Source organism: Emticicia sp. TH156 (genome assembly GCF_002855535.1).
GTDB lineage: Bacteria > Bacteroidota > Bacteroidia > Cytophagales > Spirosomataceae > Emticicia > Emticicia fluvialis.
In genome coordinates this window covers 355,064-377,012 of record NZ_PKRS01000003.1, presented here as the reverse complement: position 1 = coordinate 377,012, position 21,949 = coordinate 355,064, and the positions used below count along the sequence as shown (strand labels likewise).

Genomic DNA, 21,949 nt, shown 5'->3' with positions numbered 1-21,949 from the left:
TCAGCATAGTGCCGAAAGTAATTTTACGCCATCAAAGTTTCTAAACTTAATTTTACTATGCAGCATATTACGCAGCCCGAGTCAGTTGGGACATTAGAACGATTTGAATATGATAATAAAATCGTCAAAGCCTTTCTTGTTGTAACGGTCATTTTTGGTTTGGTTGGCATGTTAGCCGGCTTAACCCTGGCTGTACAACTCTTTTGGCCTGGAGCCAATTTTGAAACCCCCCACGTTACCTTTGGGCGGTTAAGACCTTTACACACCAATGCCATTATTTTTGCCTTTGTAGGCAATGCCATGTTTGCAGGTATTTACTACTCAATGCCCAGGCTGCTAAAAACCGCCATGTTCAGCAAGGCGCTATCGTGGATACACTTCTGGGGCTGGCAGCTTATTATTCTGGCAGCGGCTATTACGCTTCCTCTTGGTATAACAACCAGTAAAGAATACGCCGAGCTTGAATGGCCAATAGACATTGCCATTGCTTTAATATGGGTAGTATTTGCCATTAATATGTTTGGCACTATTATACGCCGCCGCGAGCGCCACATGTATGTAGCCGTTTGGTTTTACATAGCCACTGTAGTTACAGTTGCTTTGCTGCACATTGTAAACTCTTTTGAGTTACCAATTTCATTAACCAAAAGTTATTCTCTATACGCCGGTGTGCAAGATGCCCTGGTACAATGGTGGTATGGCCACAACGCGGTTGCGTTCTTCCTCACCACGCCTTATCTGGGTTTAATGTACTACTTCCTGCCTAAGGCAGCCAACAGACCCGTATATTCATATAAGTTATCAATTATCCACTTCTGGTCGCTCATATTTATTTATATCTGGGCGGGGCCTCACCACTTGCTGTACTCTTCATTGCCAGACTGGGCACAAAGCCTTGGTACGGTGTTCTCAATTATGCTTATTGCACCATCATGGGGTGGTATGCTTAATGGTTTGCTTACCTTGCGCGGCGCCTGGGACAAAGTTCGTGAAGACCCGGTTCTTAAATTCTTTGTTGTAGCTGTAACTGCCTATGGTATGGCTACTTTTGAAGGCCCGATGTTGTCTTTGAAAAACGTGAATGCTATTTCGCACTTTACAGACTGGACCATCGCCCACGTGCACGTTGGTGCCCTTGGCTGGAACGGTTTCATGATATTCGGTATCCTTTATTATCTGATACCACGTATGTATAAAACCCAGCTTTACTCTAAAGGATTAACCAACACGCACTTCTGGTTAGGTACATTAGGTATAATATTTTATGCGTTGCCTATGTACTGGGCGGGTTTCACACAAAGTTTAATGTGGAAAGAGTTTACACAAGATGGGTTCCTTGCTTACCCTAACTTCCTTGAAACCGTTACACAGATTGTGCCTCTGTATATGATCAGAGCCGTGGGTGGTACCATGTATCTGATTGGTACGCTGGTAATGATATATAACCTGATTCAGACAGCCAAACAAGGTACTTTTGTTGCGGTAGAATACGGCGAGGCACCAGCGCTTGAAAAACACGTAAAAGTTGTAGGTGGTGGCTGGCACTCAGTTTTAGAGCGTAAGCCGGTAGTTTTTACGGCTTTGGCAATTATAGCCGTGGCTATTGGCGGGGTGGTAGAGTTTGTGCCTACTGCGCTGATAGACTCTAACGTACCTACTATTGCTGCAGTGAAACCTTACACCCCACTTGAGCTGGAAGGCCGCGATATCTACATCAAAGAAGGTTGTGTGGGCTGTCACTCGCAGATGGTTCGTCCGTTCCGTTCAGAAACCGAACGCTACGGCGAGTACTCTAAAGCTGGTGAGTTTGTGTATGACCACCCGTTCTTGTGGGGTTCTAAACGTACCGGTCCGGACTTGCACCGTGTTGGTAAAAAATATCCAGACAGCTGGCACTATAACCACATGATGGACCCTACCACTATGTCGCCCGGTTCAATTATGCCGCCTTACCCGTGGTTGCTTGAAAACGATTACGATAAGGAGATGATTCCGGCAAAAATTAAAGCCATGCGTACCCTGGGTGTGCCATATCCGGAAGGTTATGAAAACATCGCGGTTGCTGATGCAGAAAAACAAGCTGCAGAAATTGCGAAGCGTCTGGCTGATGCCAAAATTAAAACAAGCGGCGATAAGGAAATAGTAGCCCTGATTGCTTATCTGCAGAGACTAGGTACTGATATTAAACAATAATTATTTACGACCATGTTTAAACATTATTTCGAACAAATAGACGGCGTGAGCATCTACCCGGTTTTTTCTCTGCTTGTTTTCTTTTTCTTTTTTCTGGGTCTGGGCTGGTATGTCATAAAACTTGATAAAAAGAAACAAAGCTACATAGAGAAGCTGCCATTAGATTAACCGGCTCCGAGCCAAATATCCAGGTTTAAAGAAAATTAAAATATACTCATTTATGGGAACATTCATTAAATCAGGCGATGAACTCATTCAACTCCTGGTGCTTATTATACTGATTCTTACAGCTATCGTTCTGCTGGTTGTGGTTTTAAATATGTATCGGGTTATCAGCAGGATTATCGCCGAAAAAGAAGGCCGTACTATTGAAACTTTCAGTTTTCAGAAATGGTGGCAAAGAGAGGCCGGAACGGACATTCCGTTAGAAAAAGAAGAGTCTATCATGCTAGGCCATAACTATGACGGCATACAGGAGCTCGACAACCACCTGCCACCGTGGTGGGTTAAGCTTTTCTATATCACTATTGCGTTTTCTGTAGTTTACATAGGTTTATATCATATCTGGAACATCACACCCTTACAGGAAGAGGAATACCAGATTTCGATGGATGAGGCTAAGAAAGAGGTTGAGTTGTATCAGTCTAAGATGGCTAATACCATTGACGAGAAATCGGTTAAACTGATGAAAGACGACAAAACCCTTAGCCAGGGTAAACAGATTTTTACCTCAAAATGCGCAGCTTGCCACGGGCAGGCAGGTGAAGGCGGGGTTGGGCCAAACCTTACTGACGAATACTGGCTGCATGGTGGTACTATTAATGATGTTTTTAAAACCGTTAAATACGGTGTACCTGAAAAGGGTATGATTGCCTGGCAGGCAACCATGAAACCGGCAGAGATACAAGAGGTAAGTAACTACATTTTGTCTATACAAGGTACTAATCCGCCTAATGCAAAGGCACCTCAGGGAGAAAAAGCCTCAGCCGGGGCTGATTCAACCGCAACTAAGTAACAAACATTCCTGATGGTGGCAGGTAGTAAAATTCCGGCCGCCATCAGAAAGAAATAAATAACCGGAACCGTGAGCAATTTAGATTTTATAGATGAGGCCTACCGTGACAGCATTGCCACCGTAGACAGTGAAGGGAAGAGAATTTGGGTGTTTCCGAAAAAACCGAGTGGTAAGTATCATAATTACCGGATACTGACAACCATTGTTTTTCTGACGCTTTTTTTTGCGGGCCCATTTGTGAAAATCAACGGACAGCCCCTTTTGATGATTAATGTGTTTGAGCGGAAATTTGTGTTGTTCGGCCAGTTGTTTCTGCCACAAGACTCTGTTATTTTTAGCGTGGGTCTGATTACGTTCTTTATATTTATTACCTTATTTACGGTAGTTTACGGCCGGTTCTGGTGTGGCTGGGCCTGCCCTCAGACAGTTTTTATGGAAATGGTTTTCCGTAAAATTGAATACTGGATTGAAGGAGACCGCAAACAGCAGCTGGCGCTGAGCAAAGCGCCCTGGACAACCGAAAAGATTCTGAAAAAGGGAGCCAAAAGGTTAATATATCTGCTTATATCTATTCTGATAGCCCATACCACTATGGCGTACCTGATAGGTATTGATGCAACGGTTGGTATTATTTCGCAGTCGCCGGCAAATCATTTACCCGGATTTATCGGTCTGGTAGCTTTTACAGCGGTGTTTTATTATGTTTTTGCCAAATTAAGAGAGCAGGTTTGTGTGGCTATTTGCCCTTACGGCCGTTTGCAGGGGGTATTAATGGGGCGCAATACCATTAATATTATTTATGACTGGGTGCGCGGCGAACCCCGTGGCAAACTGAACAAGCACGAGCCAGCCAACCAGGTAGCCGCACCAAAAGGAGACTGCATAGATTGCAAATTATGTGTTCAGGTATGCCCTACGGGAATTGATATCAGAAACGGGTCTCAACTGGAATGTATTAACTGCACCGCCTGTATTGACGTTTGCGATGACGTAATGACCAAGATAAACAAACCCACAGGTTTGATAAAATACGGGTCGGCAGAAAGTGTTGAAAAACGCATTCCATATAAGATGTCGCCACGGGCTTATGCTTATTCGGTAGTTTTATTGTTGCTGGTTGGGGTAGAGGTGTTTCTGCTGATGAGCCGCTCGGTTATTGAAACAACCATTATGCGTGTGCCGGGGCAGATGTATCAGGAGCAAGCCAATAACAAAATCAGTAACCTCTATAATGCCCAGATTGTGAATAAAAGTAATGAAGACCTGGTGGTAACCTTAAAAGTGGGCGACAACGCAGGGAACATCAGATTGATAGACGGCAAAAAAAGTATCAGAATAAAAAAAGAAGGCAAGGCTGATGTGGTTTTCTTTCTGGATATGAATAAAGCCGATATTAAGAAAATAAAAACCAGTCTTGAAATAGAAGTTTGGGAAGGAGACAAAAAACTGGAAAGCATCAAGACTAATTTTTTGGGATTCAAAGATAATTGAGTAATTGGGCGAATGAGCGATTTAAGGTATCCGGAAGAGGGTTGTCAATGTTATTGGTAAATAATCATGAAGGGAATCAAAAGAACTTTGAGTCAGTTAAATCGACAGTTCAAATTTTAAGAGATAGGAGCTATAATCGCTCAATTGCTTTAATACTTAGTTCATAAAATAATCATACCATGAATTTTGGACATAAAATTGGAATATTCTACGGGTTGTTTGTAGTCTTTATGATTACAATGGTGGTGCTTTGTGTGCAGCAGAAAGATATTTCGCTGGTGAGCAACGACTACTACAAAAAAGAAATTGCGTATCAGGATGAGATTATCAAGCAACGGAATGTGGCACAGCTGGCGGCCCCTGTAGTGATAAGCTACACTGGCGAAAATCAACAGGTAAATATCAGTTTTCCTGAAGAATTGAAAGGGGCAACAGGTACGGTACAGTTCTATCGTCCGTCTGATGCCAAAAAAGATTATTCGCTTGCACTGAGTATCAATGAAAATACGGTACAAAGTATTCCGGTGAATCAGCTGGCTAAAGGACTTTGGGTTGTAAAACTCGAATGGCAAAAAGCCGGAAAGACTTATCTGAAAGAAGAGAAAATAGTTTTGTAAGATGTTGTATTCAGCATTGATGATAGGGTTTGCCGGAAGTTTGCACTGCATGGGTATGTGTGGCCCTATTTCTATGCTTTTGCCCGGCGATAAATCCAGACACGGAAGGTATATTCTGGGCAGGCTCATTTACAATACCGGACGCATTTTAACCTACAGCCTGCTTGGGCTGCTGGTTGGCTTTGCCGGAGAAAAGGTGGCATTGCTGGCCTCGCAAAAAACACTATTTGTGGCAGTAGGATGCCTGATATTGCTGGCGTTTATTCTGCCTTCCCGCTGGACTAAATCAATAGACGTATTACCTTATGTGAGCCGTTTCAATAACTTTATAAAGTCTTCGCTGTCTGGTTTCTACAAAAAGCATTCTTTGTTTTCGCAGTTTATTTTCGGGGTTCTCAATGGCCTGTTACCTTGCGGGCTGGTTTATGCCGCACTGAGTGGGGCTTTTCTGATGAGTGAGGCCTGGGAGAGTGTGCTGTTTATGGCATTATTCGGGTTGGGTACTCTACCCATGATGCTCGGCTTTGCTTTTCTGGGCAATGGTATCCGTAAATACGTCAGTTTTCAACCTAAGGCTGTTTATAGATTCTCTTATATTGCACTAGCCGTTTGGCTCATTTTCAAAGGTGTTAATATATCTTCAAATCACTTAACCGAACATGATGCACACGGCATTTCGGTTTGCAGAGGCAAATAAGGGTCTCATCCGGCTACTTCACTCTTCAGATACTGCTTTTTATATTCCAGTGGGGTAGTGCCTTTCACTTTTCTGAAATGCCTGTAGAAATTAGAAAGGTTATTAAAGCCGCTATCAAAGCATATTATCTCAATGCTCAGTTTATTTTCTATTAATGCCCTGCAAGCATGGCTTACTCTTACTTCCGTCAGAAAATCGTTATAAGTTTTGTGGGTCATTAATTTAAAGTATCTGCAAAACGAGGTGGTGCTCAGGTTGGCTATGGCGGCTATGTCTTCCAGGCTGATGTCTTTGGCATAATTGGCCAGTGTATAACTGCATACATTATTTAGCCTGACGGTTTCCATTTCGTTCGACTGGTAAAAGGCATTGGCGGCGGTTATCATTTCCAACTCGTCAGACTCCGTCAGCAATTCAAGAACAGATAACAGAATCACCAGCCTTTGCAAAGGGCCGGCCGTAACGGCACCTTCCATCAGGGTTTTCAGGCGCTGTGCTGTATTACCTTTAATAAGCAGGCCTTGCTTGGCTTTTTCGTACAGTTTCCTGATGGCATAGGCTTCATTTAAGTTCAGGAAGTCGCCCCCCAGGCAATCGGGCATAAACTGCATTACTATGGCCTCTACCTGCAAATCTGCATTACCCTGAAAATACTCTTTATTGCAGCGCCAGGTATGGGGCAGATTTTCGCCCAGTAGCAATACCTCGCCTGATGAAAAATTACTTACGTTGTCGCCAATAAACCGAACCCCTTCACCCTTTATTACATAATGAAGTTCAAGTTCGGGATGATAATGCCATATAGAGCCGAAGTTAGGTTTTATGTCGTGTCTGATACTGAACGAATGCCCTGTGTTGGTGGGTACTTTATGAAAATGCGGTTTCATCGACTAAAAAACTAAATGCTAATATTGTACAATGATTGGGAAAGAGTATATAAAAAACCTGTATTTTTATCTTCTATCTTTGTAAAGTTAAATAAAATATTTGTCAGATTATAAAAAACAGCTATTGGCTTAAAAATCAATGTATGTTTTTATCATAATACTGTAAAGTGTACCAATTGGCCTATTGCATCTTTCAACCCTAACTCATGAATATTTCCAAGCTTCCTGTAATTGACCTGCTTATCATTTTTGGCTATCTGGTCGGAATGGTAGTGATAGGTATTTATTTCTCACGAAAAAACAAAGACGCCGACCAGTTTACCACGGCCTCGGGCAAAATACCGGGCTGGGCCATTGGTCTTTCTATCTATGCCACATTCCTGAGCAGTAATACTTTTCTTGGTGTGCCGGGCAAGGCATTTGGCAGTAACTGGAACTCGTTCGTTTTTAGTCTTTCTATGCCCGTAGCTGCCTGGGTGGCAGCTCGTTTCTTTGTGCCTTTTTACAGAAACACCGGAGAGGTATCAGCCTACACCCATCTTGAAAATCGGTTCGGAGCCTGGGCCAGAACCTACGCCGTTGTCTGTTTCCTGCTTACGCAGCTGGCTCGCATGGGTTCTATTTTCTTTGGTATTGCGCTTAGCTTGCAGGCACTCACCGGTTATTCAATGGAAAGCGTCATGATAGTGGTGGGTATCTGTATCATTATTTATACCGTAATGGGTGGTATGGAGGCCGTTATCTGGACAGAAGTGGTGCAGGGCGTAATAAAGACCATCGGAGCGCTTATTATTCTGGCGCTGGTAATAAAAGGTATGCCGGGTGGTGTAAGTAAGATAATTGAAATTGGTCAGGCAGATGGTAAGTTCAGCCTGGGTAGTTTTGCGCCTGATTTTACGCAGTCTACTTTCTGGGTTGTATTGTTATATGGTTTTTTCATGAACCTTAACAACTTCGGGATGGACCAAAACTATGTGCAACGTTATCATACAACGTCATCTATTAAAGAGGCTACGCGTTCTATCTGGTTGTGTGTGTATTTGTATTTGCCTGTTTCGCTTATATTTTTTGTAATTGGCTCTTGTTTGTATGCGTATTATCAGGCCAACCCCGATATGCTTAATCAGGTGCGTATGCAAGTAGCAGCCGAACGCCTGCCGGGTGGCAGTGCCGAGGCCATCAAACAGTTAGCGGCCTCATTGTCACCAGCCGATTTCGGCGACAAGGTAATGCCTCATTTTATGGTCAACAAAATACCGGCTGGTCTGGTAGGTCTTATTGTGGCGGCCATTATGTCGGCAGCTATGAGTACCATCAGTTCGGGTATGAATGCCTCAGCCACCGTTTTTTCAGTGGATATTTACCAACGTTACATCAAGTCAGACTTAACCTCTAAGCAGTCGCTCAGGCTGTTATACATTGCCACGACGGTTTTTGGCCTTTTAGGCATGTTTACGGGTGTGGCCATGATAGGCGTCAAAAGCGTGCTTGACATCTGGTGGATGCTATCTGGTATTTTTGCCGGAGGTATGCTGGGTCTTTTCCTGCTGGGTATGATAGCCCGCAAAGCTAAAAATGCAGAAGCAGTAATCGCAACCATTGTTGGTATTCTGGTAATATGCTGGATGACCTTCTCTAAGCAGATACCAGACCAGTACGCTGCCTTGCGTAGTCCGTTTCATCAGAATATGATTATGATTGTGGGTACGCTGAGTATCTTCCTGACTGGCCTGCTTTTAAGCAGGCTAAAAAAAGCAAATGATTAACCTCTCAATTTTGAATAATTTATAACATTATGTTGTCTTCCACCAATACTTTGCCACAGGGTTTTATACCTGTAATGCTAACGCCGTTTACAGATTCAGGAGCTGTGGACTATGATGGGCTGAAAGTCCTGACAGAATACTACATCAATGCAGGTTCGGCCGGTTTGTTTGCCAACTGCTTGTCGAGCGAGATGTATGAGTTGACGGAAGAAGAGCGGCTGGCTGTTACAAGCCAGGTTGTAAAACAGGCTGCGGGTGTTATTCCGGTTGTAGCTACAGGCACGCTGGGCGGTACTATTGCCGAACAGGCCGAATTTGTTAAGAAAATTTATGCCACAGGCGTGCAGGCTGTTATTGTTATTACAAGCCTGATTGCAGAGGCAGACGAGTCGGACGAAGTATTTGTGGAGCGAATGGAAGAGCTGATGAGTCTTACCCCTGGTATTCCGTTGGGCTTTTATGAATGCCCCGTACCCTACAAACGCCTGATAAGCGCCGAAATACTGGCCAGATTGCTGCCAACCGGGCGTTTGATTTATCATAAAGATACCTGCCTTGATGCCGTAGAGGTAAAACGCAGAATTGATGCGGGTCAGGGCTATAATTTTGGTTTGTATGATGCCTACATGGTTAATGCCAGGTCTTCTTTGCAGGCTGGTGCGGCCGGACTGTCGTGCATACAGGGTAATATTTTCCCCGAATTGATAGTTTGGTTCTGCAAACATTTTAACGACGAAAACCGCGTGGCAGAGGTTGAAAAAGTACAACAGTTTTTTAATGACTCTATGGATATAGTGCATTCGGCTTATCCTACAATTGCCAAATACAGCCTGGTAAAAAGAGGCTTTCCGATATCAACCTATACCCGCCGCGATGTTGGTGTGCTGACAGACACCCTGAAAGCGGGTATGGACGACCTGCTGGTTACCATTGATAACCTGCAGAAAGAACTAGGGATAACCCCCGCCTACCTAAATGCAGTGGCTTTAGCTTAGAATTTTTTTTTCTTTAGTAATTGTTTCATACGCAGAATCTCCGGCAAAAATCTGTCGGAGATTTTTTTGTTACTATCATCCGGTATAGCAACTATATACCTTCAATTGGTAACGAAAGGCGGGTTTATTGTGTTAAGTCTATTAGAAAACAGAATACAATAATGCTAAAATTAGGAATACTTGATCAGTCGATAGTACCCACTGGCAAAACCGCTGTTGAAGCTATTGAAGAAACCATAGCCACAGTAAAACTCGCCGAAAAGCTGGGTTATAACCGCTTTTGGGTATCTGAACACCACAATTCAACTTTTATTGCCGGCTCTACGCCAGAGCTCCTGATGGTAAAACTGGCCGATGTAACACAACATATCAGAATAGGGTCGGGGGGTGTAATGCTGCCCAACCACAGCGCACTAAAGGTAGCCGAGAATTTCAGAATGCTTGAAACCCTTTTCCCGGGGCGAATTGACCTGGGCATTGGACGTGCACCCGGTGGCGACAGAATAACGGCTGCCTTGCTGAATCCGGCTAATGATTTCAGTGAAGAGAGCTATTTAAAACAGCTGGAATACCTGCAAAGGTTTTTTACTGATACCGCCGCCACCAAATATGGCCCTCTGCTGGCTGTTCCGCAGGCGCCAACCATACCAGCCCAATGGGTGCTTAGCTCAAGCGGGGGCAGCAGTAAAATAGCAGCCCGGTTTGGTATGGGGCTGGCCGTAGCCCGATTCATCAACGGTTTTGCTCAGCCAGATATAGTTGAGGTGTACAAAAAGAACTTTGAGGCGTCGTCGCAGATGGCAAAGCCACAAGCCTTGCTTTCTATTTCGGTGCTTTGTGGCGAAACCGAAGAGCAGGCACAAGATATGCGCAAGTTTATTGATTATGTGCTGGTACAATTTGAGCAGGGTAGGTTTGATAACTTTGGCGACGAAAACTATATCAGAAAGTACCAGTTTACATTGGCAGAGCAGGAGCGTATCCATCGTAACCGTGGCAGGGTTATTTCTGGTACGAAAGATGAGGTAAAAGAAAAACTTCTGGCACTTGCCAGCGACTTTGGGGTAGACGAGGTAATTGTTTCTACAATGGCCAACAATACAAGTAGCAGACGCCGCTCTTTTGAATTGCTGGCCGAGGCTTTTGACCTGAAACCCGGCGAATAATTGTAATCCGGGCAGTGGGGGACACCCCTGGCACGGTTGTCGTATGATAAACAATGGCGCGGTAGTAGTATTAAGGTTTACAAAGGTGCGGTTTTATTAGTATTTCATTAAAATTGGAATCTGATAGCGGTTAACTAAAGTTTACTGATTAAATTGTGCCTGATAACATTTTGCTACTACCTGCCTGAAATTGAATGTCGTACGTACAAAAATTACCTATTATGTCCTCTAAATTTTTTCGGGCAGCGTTTATCTTTATTGGTGTGCTTGTATTGCTTCTGGCCGGAGTAGGCCTGGTGGCCTATTTAAATCAGGACAAAATTTTTGACCGCCTTAAGTCTGCTGCCAATGAGAAAATAGACGGCACCCTTGAGATAAGGAGTTTTAAATTTACTCCGTTCAATAATGGCGTTGGGTTCACTTTCTCTTTAATGGGTGTAAAACTGAGCGACAGAGATTTCAACAAGCATAAAACACCTCTGATTGATGCCGGTACTATTAGCATAACTTTAAAAACCACAGCGCTTTTACAAGGGAAGGCCGAAATACATGCCCTTAAGTTTACCAACGGCAGCCTCAATATTTTCAGACGAAAAGACGGTACAACCAATCTTGCTGTTTTTGCAAATCAATCCGGAAACAAACCCAATCAGAATAAGAAAGAAGATAACCAGATGCTGGAGCAATTGGATGAAATCGTGTTCCGCGATTTCCACGTGCAGTACATTGATTCGCTTCAGGATAAATCTTTTAATGTTGATTTCCATGATTTTGTAAACAAAATTGATTTTGATAAGGGAATCTGGAATGTGAAATCACGTGGGAATACTTACTTCAAAGGGTTGGTTTTTAACAAAGAGAGGGGCGGTTTCCTGACAGACCAGGAAGTGGAACTGAAACTGGATGTTGCTTACAGGCAGCAGGAGAAACAACTGGTTATTAATCCTTCGGAGATTGAAACGGCAACCAGAGACAAGATTCAGCTATCGGGCATGTTTGATTTCAGCGAGAGCGCCCGTACGATTCAGCTTGATTTTTCAACCAATAAACTCCGGCTTACCAATGCCAGAAAATTGCTGACAAGGCATTTGTCGAATGTTCTTGAAAAAATAAAAATTGATCCCATCGTAACTGCCGATGTTCACCTGAAAGGCAAACTGGGCGAACGGATACCTAAAGTTGATATTAATTTTGATGCGCGCTCGTTTCAGTATCAACTGCGTGTAGGTTTGCTCAGAGACTTAAGCACGCAGGGTATTTTTACCAACCATTACGACGATAAACTACCAGCAAATGATGATAATACCCGCATTACGGGCAACAATATCAGAGGTATGTTTGAAACCGTACCTCTGGAAGCAAAACTGGTAATTACGAATCTGGATCAGGCCCTTGCCGAAATTGGGTGTACATTGAAGGCTGACCCTGATGCGCTGAATGGCCTGCTGGACCCAGACCGCTACAAAGTAAAGGATGGGCTTGCCATTATGAAAATGAATTATAAAGGGAGTATAAAGACGCTATTTGATGCAAAAAAACGTAAAATTAACGGGTTGCTGTTTGGTAATGTATCATTACAGAATCTGGCAATTACGTATCTTCCCAAGAAAATCAGTATACAGCAGATAAGGGGAGATGTGGCCTTTACCGGCGAAGAAGTTCGGATACCCAGCATACAAGTGTTTGACGGCCGCAACAAACTGTTTATTAATGGCGATATCGTGGGGCTGGTTCCTTATCTTTATCTGGATAACTACCCGCTAAAAGCACGCGTAAATATAAATATACCCGACTGGGAGCTTAACTGGCTGAAGGTACTCTTAAACCTGGATAACAACAGACCCAAACGCAGCGGCGATAGTAAATTTACATTGTCTGGTTTTCTTGATAATGCCATAGATAACATAGAAGTTGATGCCACGCTGCAGGCCGGCCGCTTTAAATACAACCGCCTCTCGGCCCAAAATCTGAAAGGGAAAGTAACGCTCAGTTCTAATAAAATAAACCTGACCAGCTTTTCTATGAATGCTTTTGGCGGAACGTTTCAGATATCAGGCGATATCAATAATTTACGTGCCAATGGCAGGCCCATGCAATTGAATGTAAACGCAAGTGTAGATAATACAGACGTGAAGTCGGTGTTTTCTTCTTTCAATAATTTTGGGCAGTACACCATAACAGACAGAAACCTTCAGGGTAAACTGACCAGCAGGTTTAAATTCAGTGCATTGCTGAAAAACGACGCGTCGCTGGTGCCTAATTCGGTACGAGGTGTGTTGTCTGTTGATTTACGTGATGCCGAAATTATTGATTTTGACCCTTTTCTGAAAATGAAACGCTTAATTTTCAGAAATCGTCAGCTTGAACATGTGCAGTTTGCACCTATTGTGCATGAGTTTACCATAAACGGACAGGAAGTGGAAGTGAAAAAAATGCAGATAGAAAGCAATGTAATTACTTTCTTTATGGACGGTGTTTATAGCCTGGGTAATAAGACCGACCTCAATATTCAGATACCGTTCAGTAATCTTCGGAAGCGAGACAGCACCTACCAGTTTCGAGAATATGACCCCAACGTAGGCTCAAACATCTACCTGAAAGCTATTGACGAAAATGGTAAGGTGAATCTCAAACTAATGTTTAAAAGACCAAGAAAGCTGCCTTTCAGAGCTTTCCGGTAAATATCTGTTTAGCGTTACCGATTAATCTGTTAAAGGCAATGGTTTTTCCGTCGTGCGAAATAACCAGATTGGTTGGCGAGGGTGCCGATGGTTTGGTAAGCAGCTGGTATCGTTTTTCAAATGATTCGCTGCCGGTGTTACATTTAACAATGCTGCCTTTCCAGACGTAAAAAAGACTCTTGCCAGACGGATGCCAACGCACATATCCCTCAACGGGGCTGTCATGATGCGTAACCTGTGTCAGGTTTTTGCCGTAGGGGTCAATGGTAAATATTTGTAGAATACCCTTGGTGTCTTTAGCAAGAAAAGCCAGCGACTGGCCATCTGGTGCGCTGCGTACAATACCTACGCAACCGGGTTGCGCAGTATTGGCGGTAAATGTCAGTCTTCTCTGCACGGTGCCTTCAGGCGGTGCAGGCATGGCTGTTTCTGTACCTGCCAGCGGGCCTGAGTTTCCTTCTTTCGTAATATCGTCCGGTATGTCCACAATAAAAACTTCGTCTACTTTTTTGCCGTTTTTGTCAATCACCGAGCCAATAAAAGCACGTGCCATTTGTGGGCTGCCGTCTGGTTTTTTATAGCCGTGTGTACCTACCCAGCTATCACCTGCCGCATGGCTTATTTCATCAGTACCGGGTTTGGGTTCCGGTGTTACTTTAACAACCAGTGCACTGAACCATTCGCCAGATACATTATCACCTTTACTATCTTTTTCAACCTTTACTGCACCTATTCGTTTAGAAACACCAATGGTTCGCAGGTTGTGTTTTTGGCTGGTTGAATCTTCCAGCGCTTTCATGACGGCATCGTTGTATGTGTAGCCAATCCACTGGCCGTCGCCGCTCCATTCGTGGCGATGGGTACCGCCACGCAGGGCTCCTTTGGTGTAAGGGGCTCTAATGTCGCGCGCGTCCATAAAAATGGGTTTTCCGCCGGGTTGGTCTGTATTGATGATTACTCCGGTGCGCCGCCATTGCTGATACGGATTGGCTTCAGTTACGCTCATCAGGCCATGAATAAAAACCACGGCGTTTTCTACAGGCGAGTAGCTAACCGCCCCTGCACCCGGGCCCCATGGCTGATTACTGGGCAATTGGTAAACAATCTTTTTTTCACCCGTTGAAATATTTACTTTTTCAATGCGGCCGGAAGCCGCAATGCCGCCTTCATCGGTTCGGGTATCGTACACCAGCCATTCGTTATCCGGCGAGAAATTATCGTTGTTGTCTAAATCGTGATGATACGTCAGGTCATTCGTAATTTGTTTCTCTTCCAGATACTCCATAGTTGTGCAAGCTGATAATAATGATACAATAAAGGTCAAAAGTAAATATTTCATTGGGTTTGCTGTTAATTTTTGGTCCGAATTACTTCGTCGTAGCCGGTGCGCTTATAACGCCGAGGTATCTGCCCAGCCAGTAAGGCAGTAACCAGATGTCTCCGGCACTATGCTCTGAGGTACCGTTGCCACCACGGCGGTCAAGGTTGAAAGTATTACCATTGTGGCGTTGAATCGGGCTTTCGTCTGGTGGTAGTACTTCTTTAATGGTCTGATTGCGGAAATTAGGCGCTACTTTCTCAATATCCTTACGGTGGCTGTTCATAATTACCCAATCTATCATATCAAGCGGATACTCTCTTAAATACCAGGCTGCTTCGTTCAGGTCAAATTCTTTAACGCCGGTTAGCGCCGTAAAAATATTCCATGCGCCTTCTTTTTCAGGGCGTTCTGCCTGCCAGTGGTCAAGAATTGCTTTTTTATAGGCGGCTTTCAGGGTGTCATTTAATGCATAGCGGTATAAACCCCAGTAGCCAACAAAATACATTTCATCGTCTGAGTGGTTCCAGCCGTCTGACATGTGCTTGCTGTGCTCATCGGCATCTGCGGGCGCTTTACCGATGATGCTCATGGGGCGCATCAGGTTTTCGTAATACCCGTATTTATTCATCAGCTCAAAAGCTTTTTGTTTATATTTCTCCTTTTTAGTGAAGTGATACGCCGTTTGCAACATAGCTACGATGTTCGAAGAGTTCAGTTTTCTGTCGCCCACATTTATCGGGAAAGCATTCACATATTCAGGATTCCAGCGACCCCATTGTGTTGGTTTACCGTTGTAGTCAATCATATACATATTATTTTTGATGATATGGCTCATCATGGTATCTATCAGGGTAATGGCACGTTTTTTAAGAGTCGGCTCCTGAATCAGCTCTGCCATTGCACCATAAGCAAATATATGGCCGATGGCCTCGTCACTACTGGTAGTTGCTTTCCAGTCCCACTCAGGGTCAGCCGAATGCTGCCAGCGCTCAGGGTCTGATAATTGTTCGATATACCCTCTTCTTTCAAAAGAACGTGACGGGAAACCCGGAATGCCGTTAACAGTAAATAAACGCTCCATGGCATCTAACGACTCCACGCAGTTTTGCAGTGCTTCAGGGTCTTTGGTTACCGCATATCTGAAAACTTCGCCGCCCAGATACATAGATGTCCACAAGCCGTCGTTGTCTGAGTCAGACAGATAACCGGTACTTAGGTTGCCTTTTTGCATATTGCTGAGAGAGGCATTGAAACCATTGCGGATATGGCGGCTGCGCACTTGTTTGTCGAAATAAACGGCTTTATCGTGCAGGGTCATTTTCTTAAAACAAATCTGGCCTAAACCAGCAGTAGTAAGAATCAGAGCCGATTTTTCGGGTCCTTCTGCAATGTTGGTAACTTCGTTGCCCGGCAACCAGCGTTCGCCGTTGTAGTAATCAAATTTGCCATCGGCACGAGAAGCAAACGCGCCATTAACTGTACCAAACCAGAATTTGTCGCCGATAGCCTTCACTGCTGTAATTTCGGTAACCGGCAGTTTCTGATTTTTAACGCCTGTTTGTTTTTTGGTGGCAGCATCTAAGGTAATAATGCCGTCGGTAGTACCAATGATTACTTTTTTGCCGTCGGTATCGAAAGCCGTAAAGCCTGCGCCATCAAATACTTTGGTTAGCATGGTGCCCGATAGGGTTGATAAAGATTTTTTACCCAGAATCCAGTAGGTATCGGTACCTGCCTGATAGCGTAGTGCAACTACGTCGTCTCCGGCCAGTGTGCCTTTCCAGATACTTTTAGAATCTTTTACAAGTTGCAGCGACTTGCCGTCTGAAACCAGAAATGTAAAGTCTTTGCCACCTACAAACAATCTGGCTCCGCTTAGCTCATGTTTGTTGAACAATTTACCTGCCCAGGCATTGCTTAGTACAGATTTGTCGTCCAGCAGCACAAACTGATTCTCATAACTGCCCAAACCTTTCAGGTTTTTGTGGCCGATAGTGCGGTAAGTTTTATCTGTTTCTAATGAGCCAGGGTACAGGAATTGACCGTCGTGCGGGATAAGGAGGCCTTCAGACGAAAAAATTTTAATAGCTCCGTTTCTGTCGGCGGCTACATCCATCAGTTTTGTATTGGCAGATTTTGCATAAAACTTAATGGCATAGTCTTGAATAAAAGGCTTGTCGGCGTACACCGGCTGTGTTTTGGCTGTGGGCTTTTGTGCAAAGGATGCAAACCCCGCTAAAGCCAAACCAATGAAAACGTAAGATGATAATCTCATAAGAATGTAAGGTAATTGATTAGTATTTTGTGTGAAAAGGAAATTTACTTGATTTTCTGTGGGTCTACCACGGCATATTTAATTGATTTTTGTTTACTTTCCGGATGATACGAATAGGTTAGGTGCAGAAGCCCGTCTTTGGTTTGTATCATAGAAGGGTAAGAGTATCCACCGCCATTCTTTGGGTCGTGGTCTTCCATTTTTATTTTCCATTTCCAGGTTTTGCCTTCATCGTCTGACAGATACAGGCTTAGCTTGTACCGGCCATCATAGATATCGTTTCCTAAAAATGCCCAGCGGCCGTCGTTCAAAACCAGTAGTTCTACGCTGGCTGTGTTGGGTATATCTGTTTTAACAGAGGCCGACCAGCTTTCGCCTTTATCGGTCGACTCGCTGATGTGCACACGTGTGGGGCCGTCGCCGCTGTCGCGCATGTAGGCAACCAGATTCCCGTTTTTCTTTTGAACAACGGCAGGTTGTATAGGGCCACGGCCAACCAGTGGTAAGCCCGGGTGCCAGGTTGTGCCGTTGTCGTCAGAGATTGCCATCATTGACATATTGTAACCGTCTGAATACAAAGGCAGTACAATGCGTCCGCCGGGCAGTAATAATGGTTTAATGCGGGTCATCCAGCCTATGCTGCGTTTGGTGGCATCAGTAGCGGCTTTTATGATCATGTCGTCATATTTGGGGGCATAACCGGCCCAGCCTGCGTGGGTTTCAGGCATATTTTTGAAACGGCTGGCCACTTCTTTGGCAAAGTCGTCGCCGGGTTTCAGCAGAATGTTATCCTGCCAGTTCCAGACAGGGGCGCCGGGCTTGTTGTAATCGGTAGAGGTTCTGACTCTCAGTATGGATTGTTCCCACTGATTGGCCTGCACGGCTATCCATACCAGAAAAAGTTTGTTTTCCTGGTTAAGAAAAACAACCGGGTTGCAGTCAGGTAGGTTGGGGGTATCGGCCATCAGAAATGGTTCGCTCCAGGTTTTTTCGCCTTTGCGTAGTCTGGCTCCCATAATTTTTACGTCGTCGGCTGTGCGTTCTCCACTTCCCTGAAACCATACAGCCAGAAAGTCGCCGTTAGGCAGGCTTACAATGCTGCTGCCATGCACGTGCTGTGGTTGTACAGGAAATATAATACCCGTATGCAATATGGCCGGATGCTGTGCGATAGCCTGCCAGCTGCTGATAGATAATAATAAAAGTAATGTTAGTGTTTTTTTCATTAAGGCGTTATCAGTTTTTTTATTGGTAGAGACGCATTGCAATGCGTCTTATGGTAGAATTGGGGTATCAACTAATGTGATTTGCAATTCAAATGGCTGAATAATGATTTTATTGTTCGCATCTGCCCCTGAAGCCGCATGCAATGCGGCTCTACGTGTTTGCTGTGTTATTTTACCTTCTTACGTCTCTCAGCCAATTCGCGGAAGGTAGTCAGAATAATGCCTTCTTTTTCAATGTAGGCTTTTAGTTCTGGGTTCATCATTGAAAGCATATCGGCATATCGTGAGCCGCCTGAACCGCTGATGTACTGAAACGCGTCTGTTATATCGCTGCTGTGCACAATCAGCATGGCTACGCCGGGCTGCATATTTTTCAGGGTTTCTATAAATTTCTGTGCTTTATATTTGCCCCATGCTTCGGCAGTTATGTTGCTGCCTTCTGGTTTCCAGTCGCCACTAATGGTGTGCAGGTCGTCAAGTACAGGTAAACCTGCTTTCCATATCATTTCACCTACGGCTTTGGTTTGTTTTACAAGCGCTGGTACGGGTAACTGCATGCCTTCTTTCCATTGCCCTTTGGCTTTCAGGTTTTTAATGACCGGCGCATTGAGGCATTCAATGAGTAGTTTGTTATTGCCACCCGGGAACATAACCGGAATGCCGTTTTCAATACCTACTTTAATGTATCTTTCCAGAAACGGCTGATGCGCAAAGAGTGTACCCATGTGCGAGTCCAGGTGTGTTGGCTTTAAGCCTATTTTGTGGGCACGCGCCAGCTGCGCTCTGATTTCTTTTTCTACCTCATCGGCCGAAGCATTTTTTACCACCTGCTCAACTGAATGCCACATGCAGGCTTCTTCGTCTACAAGGCCGGGTGCGTGTTCGAAACCTGCAACCGGAGCCCAGCGGTAGTCTTTCCATTCAGAGGTAAGGGTGAGGTGCAAGCCTGCATCCAGGTTTGGGTTTTTCTTCTGAATATAGTTTTTAATGAAGCTGGGCGCCCAGGGGCAGGGCATCATAATGCTGCATGAAGTTGCCACGCCCTGTTCAATTGATTTAATAGCGCCCTGGTTAGACGAGTAAGACATACCGCAGTCGTCCACATGGAAAATCACAACTTTTTTGCCTTTCGGGAAACCCAGTTTTTCGGCGTATGTTTCCTGAGCCTGTGCAAAAACGGCAGAGGCTAAGAACAGGCCTGTGAGGAGGGTTGATTTGAGCTTTATCATTTCTATGGTAATTTATTTATTGAATCATGTTTGTGTACCGGCCCATCCAGTAGGGTAGTAGCCAGAAAACGGGTTCTCTTTCTACTTGTGGGTCTCCACCACGGGCATCAAAAGGGTTTTTGTCCCACCGGACGGTTTTTCTGATACTGGCAGGGGGTAGTTCAGAAACCTGCAGTTCATCAAGCACTATGTTTCTTACCAGTTGTATGTCTTCCCGTTTGGTGTGGTCAATGTGCCAGTCTACCAAATCAAGCGGAGTATCTTTCAGGAAATCAACCGAATTGATTACCTCTTTTTTTTTGCCTCTTGAATAACAGTAAATAAAGTTAATAAGCGGATTATGGTCTGCCTTACGGGTCTCAAACCAATGGTCTATGTGTTTTTCATAAAAAGCCAGCCGTTCTGGGTCGGTTTCGTATTTTAAAAGAATGGGGTAAAGATATGCCTGAAGGATGGCGTCAAAATAGATAAACCATGCTCTGTTCTGGTTGGGTACCTGCGCCATATTGTCGAGGTAATGCTCTTCATTAATCAGCCTCAGGTATTGTTGCTGATACTTTTCATTGTTGGTGATATGATGCGCAAATTTAAGAAAAGCCAGCATCTCCATCGAATTCTGGTTTCTGTCGGGTGCCCATTCTGGGTCACGGTTCAGTTGGTCCGGCGACCATACCGACCAGCGGGTTGGTTTGCCGTCTGTGTCAATAAAGTTAAAATTATGCTTGATAAGATAGTCTACGATGCGTGATACATGCTGCCGGACGATGGCTTTTTCGGCCTCGTCGGCCACTAATTCATAGTAGAAAAAATAGCCAAACATGTGCCCGCACATTTCGTCGCTGCTGGTATCGCCTTTCCAGAGCCATTTTCCATCTTTTGATTTGCGCCAGCGCATTTCAACCGGTTTAAAGCGAGGTTCTTTTACCAGTTCGTCTGCCAGTTGGCGGGGTGTAAAAGTACGGTTGCCGTCATGTACCGAACTCCAGCTGGCCGGAACAACGGTACGTGCAAAAAAACCTTCGGTATCTGTTACTTCCTGTAGCAGTTTCAGGAAACCAAAGGCCTTGCGGGCATTTTCTTTTGCTTCCGGACTTTTGGTAGCGGCATACCTGAAAGACTCCATAGCTAAATAATTGCCTGTGTATTCGCCATCATTGTCATCATCTTCCGGTTGCCATGTTGTGGTGTCTCCGGGTATGCGCAGATGCGCCTGTCCGGCTATCCAGGGGGCACGGATGTGGCGTTTCATAAGCACATCCATAAAGTAATCGTTTTTCTGCGCCAATGTCATTTGTCGGTGTTTAATGGCGCTTACTCCTTTAGCAGTAGCTACCCAGGCGTTGCCTTGGGCATCAAAGGCAATGTCATTCACGTGGTCATCCAGCAACCATCTGCGACTGAAAAGCATTGAATATGAACTATCAGGCGTTGATGTATGTGGCTGATAACGAACCAGGCCTTGTTCGGTACCCACCCACAAAGTGCCATTAGGCGCTGTTTCTACACAGGTAATAAATACAGTAGGTAAGCCTTGTTTCGGAGTTATTTCTCTGATTTTTTTATCAGCCTGAATAATACTCACTCCGCCTAAACCTCCTGCCCACAGGTGCTGATTGCTATCAATGGCTATACCTTTGATGTAGCCACTGATGACATCTTCTTTATTGCGGAAGACCCTGGTTTCGTGGCTGTTAGTATGGTATAAGCCCACATCGCTGGCAATCCATAATCCGCCTTTATTGTCTGAAATAACGTCTCTTACAGAACGCGGAAGCTGATAGCCTTCTTTATCCGATTGTGGTTTGTTAAATGTTTTTCCATCAAATAGCCAGATGCCGTGAGGCCCTAAGGCATAAACGCCTTCTTTGGCTGTACAAATAGCAGAAATGGGTGCTATTGCGCCTGTCAGTTTTTCGAGTTCATTGTTTTTGTAGCTATAAATGCCATTCCATGTACCTATCCATACTGTGCCTTCGTCATCTACTTTCACCGCAAAAGCAGGGCCTTTGTCAGTTGCGTTTTGAATGGATGCCCAGTTGGATTCATTGGCTTTTTTCATGAAAATGCCAGAGGCTGTGGCTACCCAAACATTATTTGCTTTGTCGATAACTATGCTTCTTACGTTATTTTCTTCGTCATTTTCACTAATGGGATACGCCTCGTGGTATTCTTGCCAGAAAGGAGCGTCTTTATAAGTAGCGGCAGAGTCCTGCTGTTCAGTAGATTTGCAGGCATACATAAAAAAGGTGATGGTTAATCCCAAAAAAGAGAAAAAACATAGTTTTTTGTATGTGCTGAACAATCCTCTGGTTGTCATGTGCTTGTCTACTTTAAAAGTAATGTAAATACTTTCAATTTTTATTCACTAATTCATCATTCATTAATCCGCC

16 protein-coding genes are annotated in these 21,949 nt (G+C 44.4%); 10 read left to right on the top strand and 6 right to left on the bottom strand.

What is annotated here, in order from left to right; genetic code table 11:
- Positions 1 to 57: 57 nt before the first annotated feature.
- The 6 genes from ccoN to C0V77_RS07940 all read left to right on the top strand — a co-directional run bounded on the left by ccoN (position 58) and on the right by C0V77_RS07940 (position 6,013).
- The gene (gene ccoN / locus C0V77_RS07965; RefSeq protein WP_101725807.1) at positions 58 to 2,193 is read left to right on the top strand and encodes a cytochrome-c oxidase, cbb3-type subunit I; all 2,136 of its coding nucleotides are present in this window, start codon (positions 58 to 60) and stop codon (positions 2,191 to 2,193) included.
- Positions 2,194 to 2,205: 12 nt separating this feature from the next.
- Complete coding sequence (locus C0V77_RS07960; protein WP_101725806.1) at positions 2,206 to 2,361, top strand: CcoQ/FixQ family Cbb3-type cytochrome c oxidase assembly chaperone; 156 nt, start codon at positions 2,206 to 2,208, stop codon at positions 2,359 to 2,361.
- Positions 2,362 to 2,413: 52 nt separating this feature from the next.
- The gene (locus C0V77_RS07955) at positions 2,414 to 3,208 is read left to right on the top strand and encodes a cbb3-type cytochrome c oxidase N-terminal domain-containing protein (protein ID WP_101725805.1); all 795 of its coding nucleotides are present in this window, start codon (positions 2,414 to 2,416) and stop codon (positions 3,206 to 3,208) included.
- A 69-nt stretch (positions 3,209 to 3,277) separates the two neighbouring features.
- Positions 3,278 to 4,699: a cytochrome c oxidase accessory protein CcoG gene (gene ccoG / locus C0V77_RS07950; RefSeq protein ID WP_101725804.1), complete on the top strand. Its 1,422-nt coding sequence runs from the start codon at positions 3,278 to 3,280 to the stop codon at positions 4,697 to 4,699.
- Between the two features lie 179 nt (positions 4,700 to 4,878).
- Positions 4,879 to 5,316, top strand: coding sequence for a FixH family protein (locus C0V77_RS07945; protein ID WP_101725803.1), 438 nt, complete (start codon positions 4,879 to 4,881; stop codon positions 5,314 to 5,316).
- 1 nt (position 5,317) lies between these two features.
- Positions 5,318 to 6,013, top strand: a complete 696-nt coding sequence (locus tag C0V77_RS07940; RefSeq protein WP_101725802.1) for a sulfite exporter TauE/SafE family protein — start codon at positions 5,318 to 5,320, stop codon at positions 6,011 to 6,013.
- 5 nt (positions 6,014 to 6,018) lie between these two features.
- Here the strand turns inward: C0V77_RS07940 and C0V77_RS07935 are convergent, their stop codons facing one another.
- Entirely contained in the window at positions 6,019 to 6,900 is an 882-nt protein-coding gene (locus C0V77_RS07935) for an AraC family transcriptional regulator (protein ID WP_101725801.1), read from the bottom strand.
- A 212-nt stretch (positions 6,901 to 7,112) separates the two neighbouring features.
- On the opposite strand from C0V77_RS07935, the gene C0V77_RS07930 reads away from it, so the two are divergent.
- The 4 genes from C0V77_RS07930 to C0V77_RS07915 all read left to right on the top strand — a co-directional run bounded on the left by C0V77_RS07930 (position 7,113) and on the right by C0V77_RS07915 (position 13,508).
- Positions 7,113 to 8,666, top strand: coding sequence for a sodium:solute symporter (locus C0V77_RS07930; RefSeq protein WP_101725951.1), 1,554 nt, complete (start codon positions 7,113 to 7,115; stop codon positions 8,664 to 8,666).
- A gap of 29 nt (positions 8,667 to 8,695) precedes the next feature.
- Positions 8,696 to 9,661 (top strand): dihydrodipicolinate synthase family protein, encoded by a 966-nt coding sequence (locus tag C0V77_RS07925; protein WP_101725800.1) that lies wholly within the window; start codon positions 8,696 to 8,698, stop codon positions 9,659 to 9,661.
- Positions 9,662 to 9,822: 161 nt separating this feature from the next.
- Positions 9,823 to 10,827, top strand: a complete 1,005-nt coding sequence (locus C0V77_RS07920; RefSeq protein ID WP_101725799.1) for an LLM class flavin-dependent oxidoreductase — start codon at positions 9,823 to 9,825, stop codon at positions 10,825 to 10,827.
- A 221-nt stretch (positions 10,828 to 11,048) separates the two neighbouring features.
- Entirely contained in the window at positions 11,049 to 13,508 is a 2,460-nt protein-coding gene (locus C0V77_RS07915; RefSeq protein WP_158237909.1) for an AsmA family protein, read from the top strand.
- On the opposite strand, the gene C0V77_RS07910 is transcribed toward C0V77_RS07915, so the two are convergent.
- From C0V77_RS07910 to C0V77_RS07890, 5 genes are all read right to left on the bottom strand, one after another.
- Positions 13,492 to 14,847 (bottom strand): DUF3748 domain-containing protein, encoded by a 1,356-nt coding sequence (locus C0V77_RS07910; RefSeq protein ID WP_101725797.1) that lies wholly within the window; start codon positions 14,845 to 14,847, stop codon positions 13,492 to 13,494. The genes C0V77_RS07915 and C0V77_RS07910 overlap by 17 nt on opposite strands.
- A 28-nt stretch (positions 14,848 to 14,875) precedes the next feature.
- The gene (locus tag C0V77_RS07905) at positions 14,876 to 17,104 is read right to left on the bottom strand and encodes a hypothetical protein (protein ID WP_101725796.1); all 2,229 of its coding nucleotides are present in this window, start codon (positions 17,102 to 17,104) and stop codon (positions 14,876 to 14,878) included.
- A gap of 44 nt (positions 17,105 to 17,148) precedes the next feature.
- Positions 17,149 to 18,330: an exo-alpha-sialidase gene (locus C0V77_RS07900; RefSeq protein WP_101725795.1), complete on the bottom strand. Its 1,182-nt coding sequence runs from the start codon at positions 18,328 to 18,330 to the stop codon at positions 17,149 to 17,151.
- Positions 18,331 to 18,497: 167 nt separating this feature from the next.
- On the bottom strand, positions 18,498 to 19,559 hold the full coding sequence (locus C0V77_RS07895) for a polysaccharide deacetylase family protein (protein WP_101725794.1): 1,062 nt from the start codon (positions 19,557 to 19,559) through the stop codon (positions 18,498 to 18,500).
- 16 nt (positions 19,560 to 19,575) lie between these two features.
- A complete protein-coding gene (locus tag C0V77_RS07890) occupies positions 19,576 to 21,876 on the bottom strand; it encodes a two-component regulator propeller domain-containing protein (protein ID WP_143706032.1) in 2,301 nt (766 codons plus the stop codon).
- Positions 21,877 to 21,949: the final 73 nt, after the last annotated feature.

What these genes read in the sequence shown, in the direction of transcription:
- ccoN (WP_101725807.1), top strand. Translation starts at nt 58, where the DNA reads ATGCAGCATATTACGCAGCCCGAGTCAGTTGGGACATTAGAACGATTT.
- C0V77_RS07960 (WP_101725806.1), top strand. Translation starts at nt 2,206, where the DNA reads ATGTTTAAACATTATTTCGAACAAATAGACGGCGTGAGCATCTACCCG.
- C0V77_RS07955 (WP_101725805.1), top strand. Translation starts at nt 2,414, where the DNA reads ATGGGAACATTCATTAAATCAGGCGATGAACTCATTCAACTCCTGGTG.
- C0V77_RS07945 (WP_101725803.1), top strand. Translation starts at nt 4,879, where the DNA reads ATGAATTTTGGACATAAAATTGGAATATTCTACGGGTTGTTTGTAGTC.
- C0V77_RS07940 (WP_101725802.1), top strand. Translation starts at nt 5,318, where the DNA reads ATGTTGTATTCAGCATTGATGATAGGGTTTGCCGGAAGTTTGCACTGC.
- C0V77_RS07935 (WP_101725801.1), bottom strand. Translation starts at nt 6,900, where the DNA reads ATGAAACCGCATTTTCATAAAGTACCCACCAACACAGGGCATTCGTTC.
- C0V77_RS07925 (WP_101725800.1), top strand. Translation starts at nt 8,696, where the DNA reads ATGTTGTCTTCCACCAATACTTTGCCACAGGGTTTTATACCTGTAATG.
- C0V77_RS07920 (WP_101725799.1), top strand. Translation starts at nt 9,823, where the DNA reads ATGCTAAAATTAGGAATACTTGATCAGTCGATAGTACCCACTGGCAAA.
- C0V77_RS07915 (WP_158237909.1), top strand. Translation starts at nt 11,049, where the DNA reads ATGTCCTCTAAATTTTTTCGGGCAGCGTTTATCTTTATTGGTGTGCTT.
- C0V77_RS07910 (WP_101725797.1), bottom strand. Translation starts at nt 14,847, where the DNA reads ATGAAATATTTACTTTTGACCTTTATTGTATCATTATTATCAGCTTGC.
- C0V77_RS07905 (WP_101725796.1), bottom strand. Translation starts at nt 17,104, where the DNA reads ATGAGATTATCATCTTACGTTTTCATTGGTTTGGCTTTAGCGGGGTTT.
- C0V77_RS07900 (WP_101725795.1), bottom strand. Translation starts at nt 18,330, where the DNA reads ATGAAAAAAACACTAACATTACTTTTATTATTATCTATCAGCAGCTGG.
- C0V77_RS07895 (WP_101725794.1), bottom strand. Translation starts at nt 19,559, where the DNA reads ATGATAAAGCTCAAATCAACCCTCCTCACAGGCCTGTTCTTAGCCTCT.
- C0V77_RS07890 (WP_143706032.1), bottom strand. Translation starts at nt 21,876, where the DNA reads ATGACAACCAGAGGATTGTTCAGCACATACAAAAAACTATGTTTTTTC.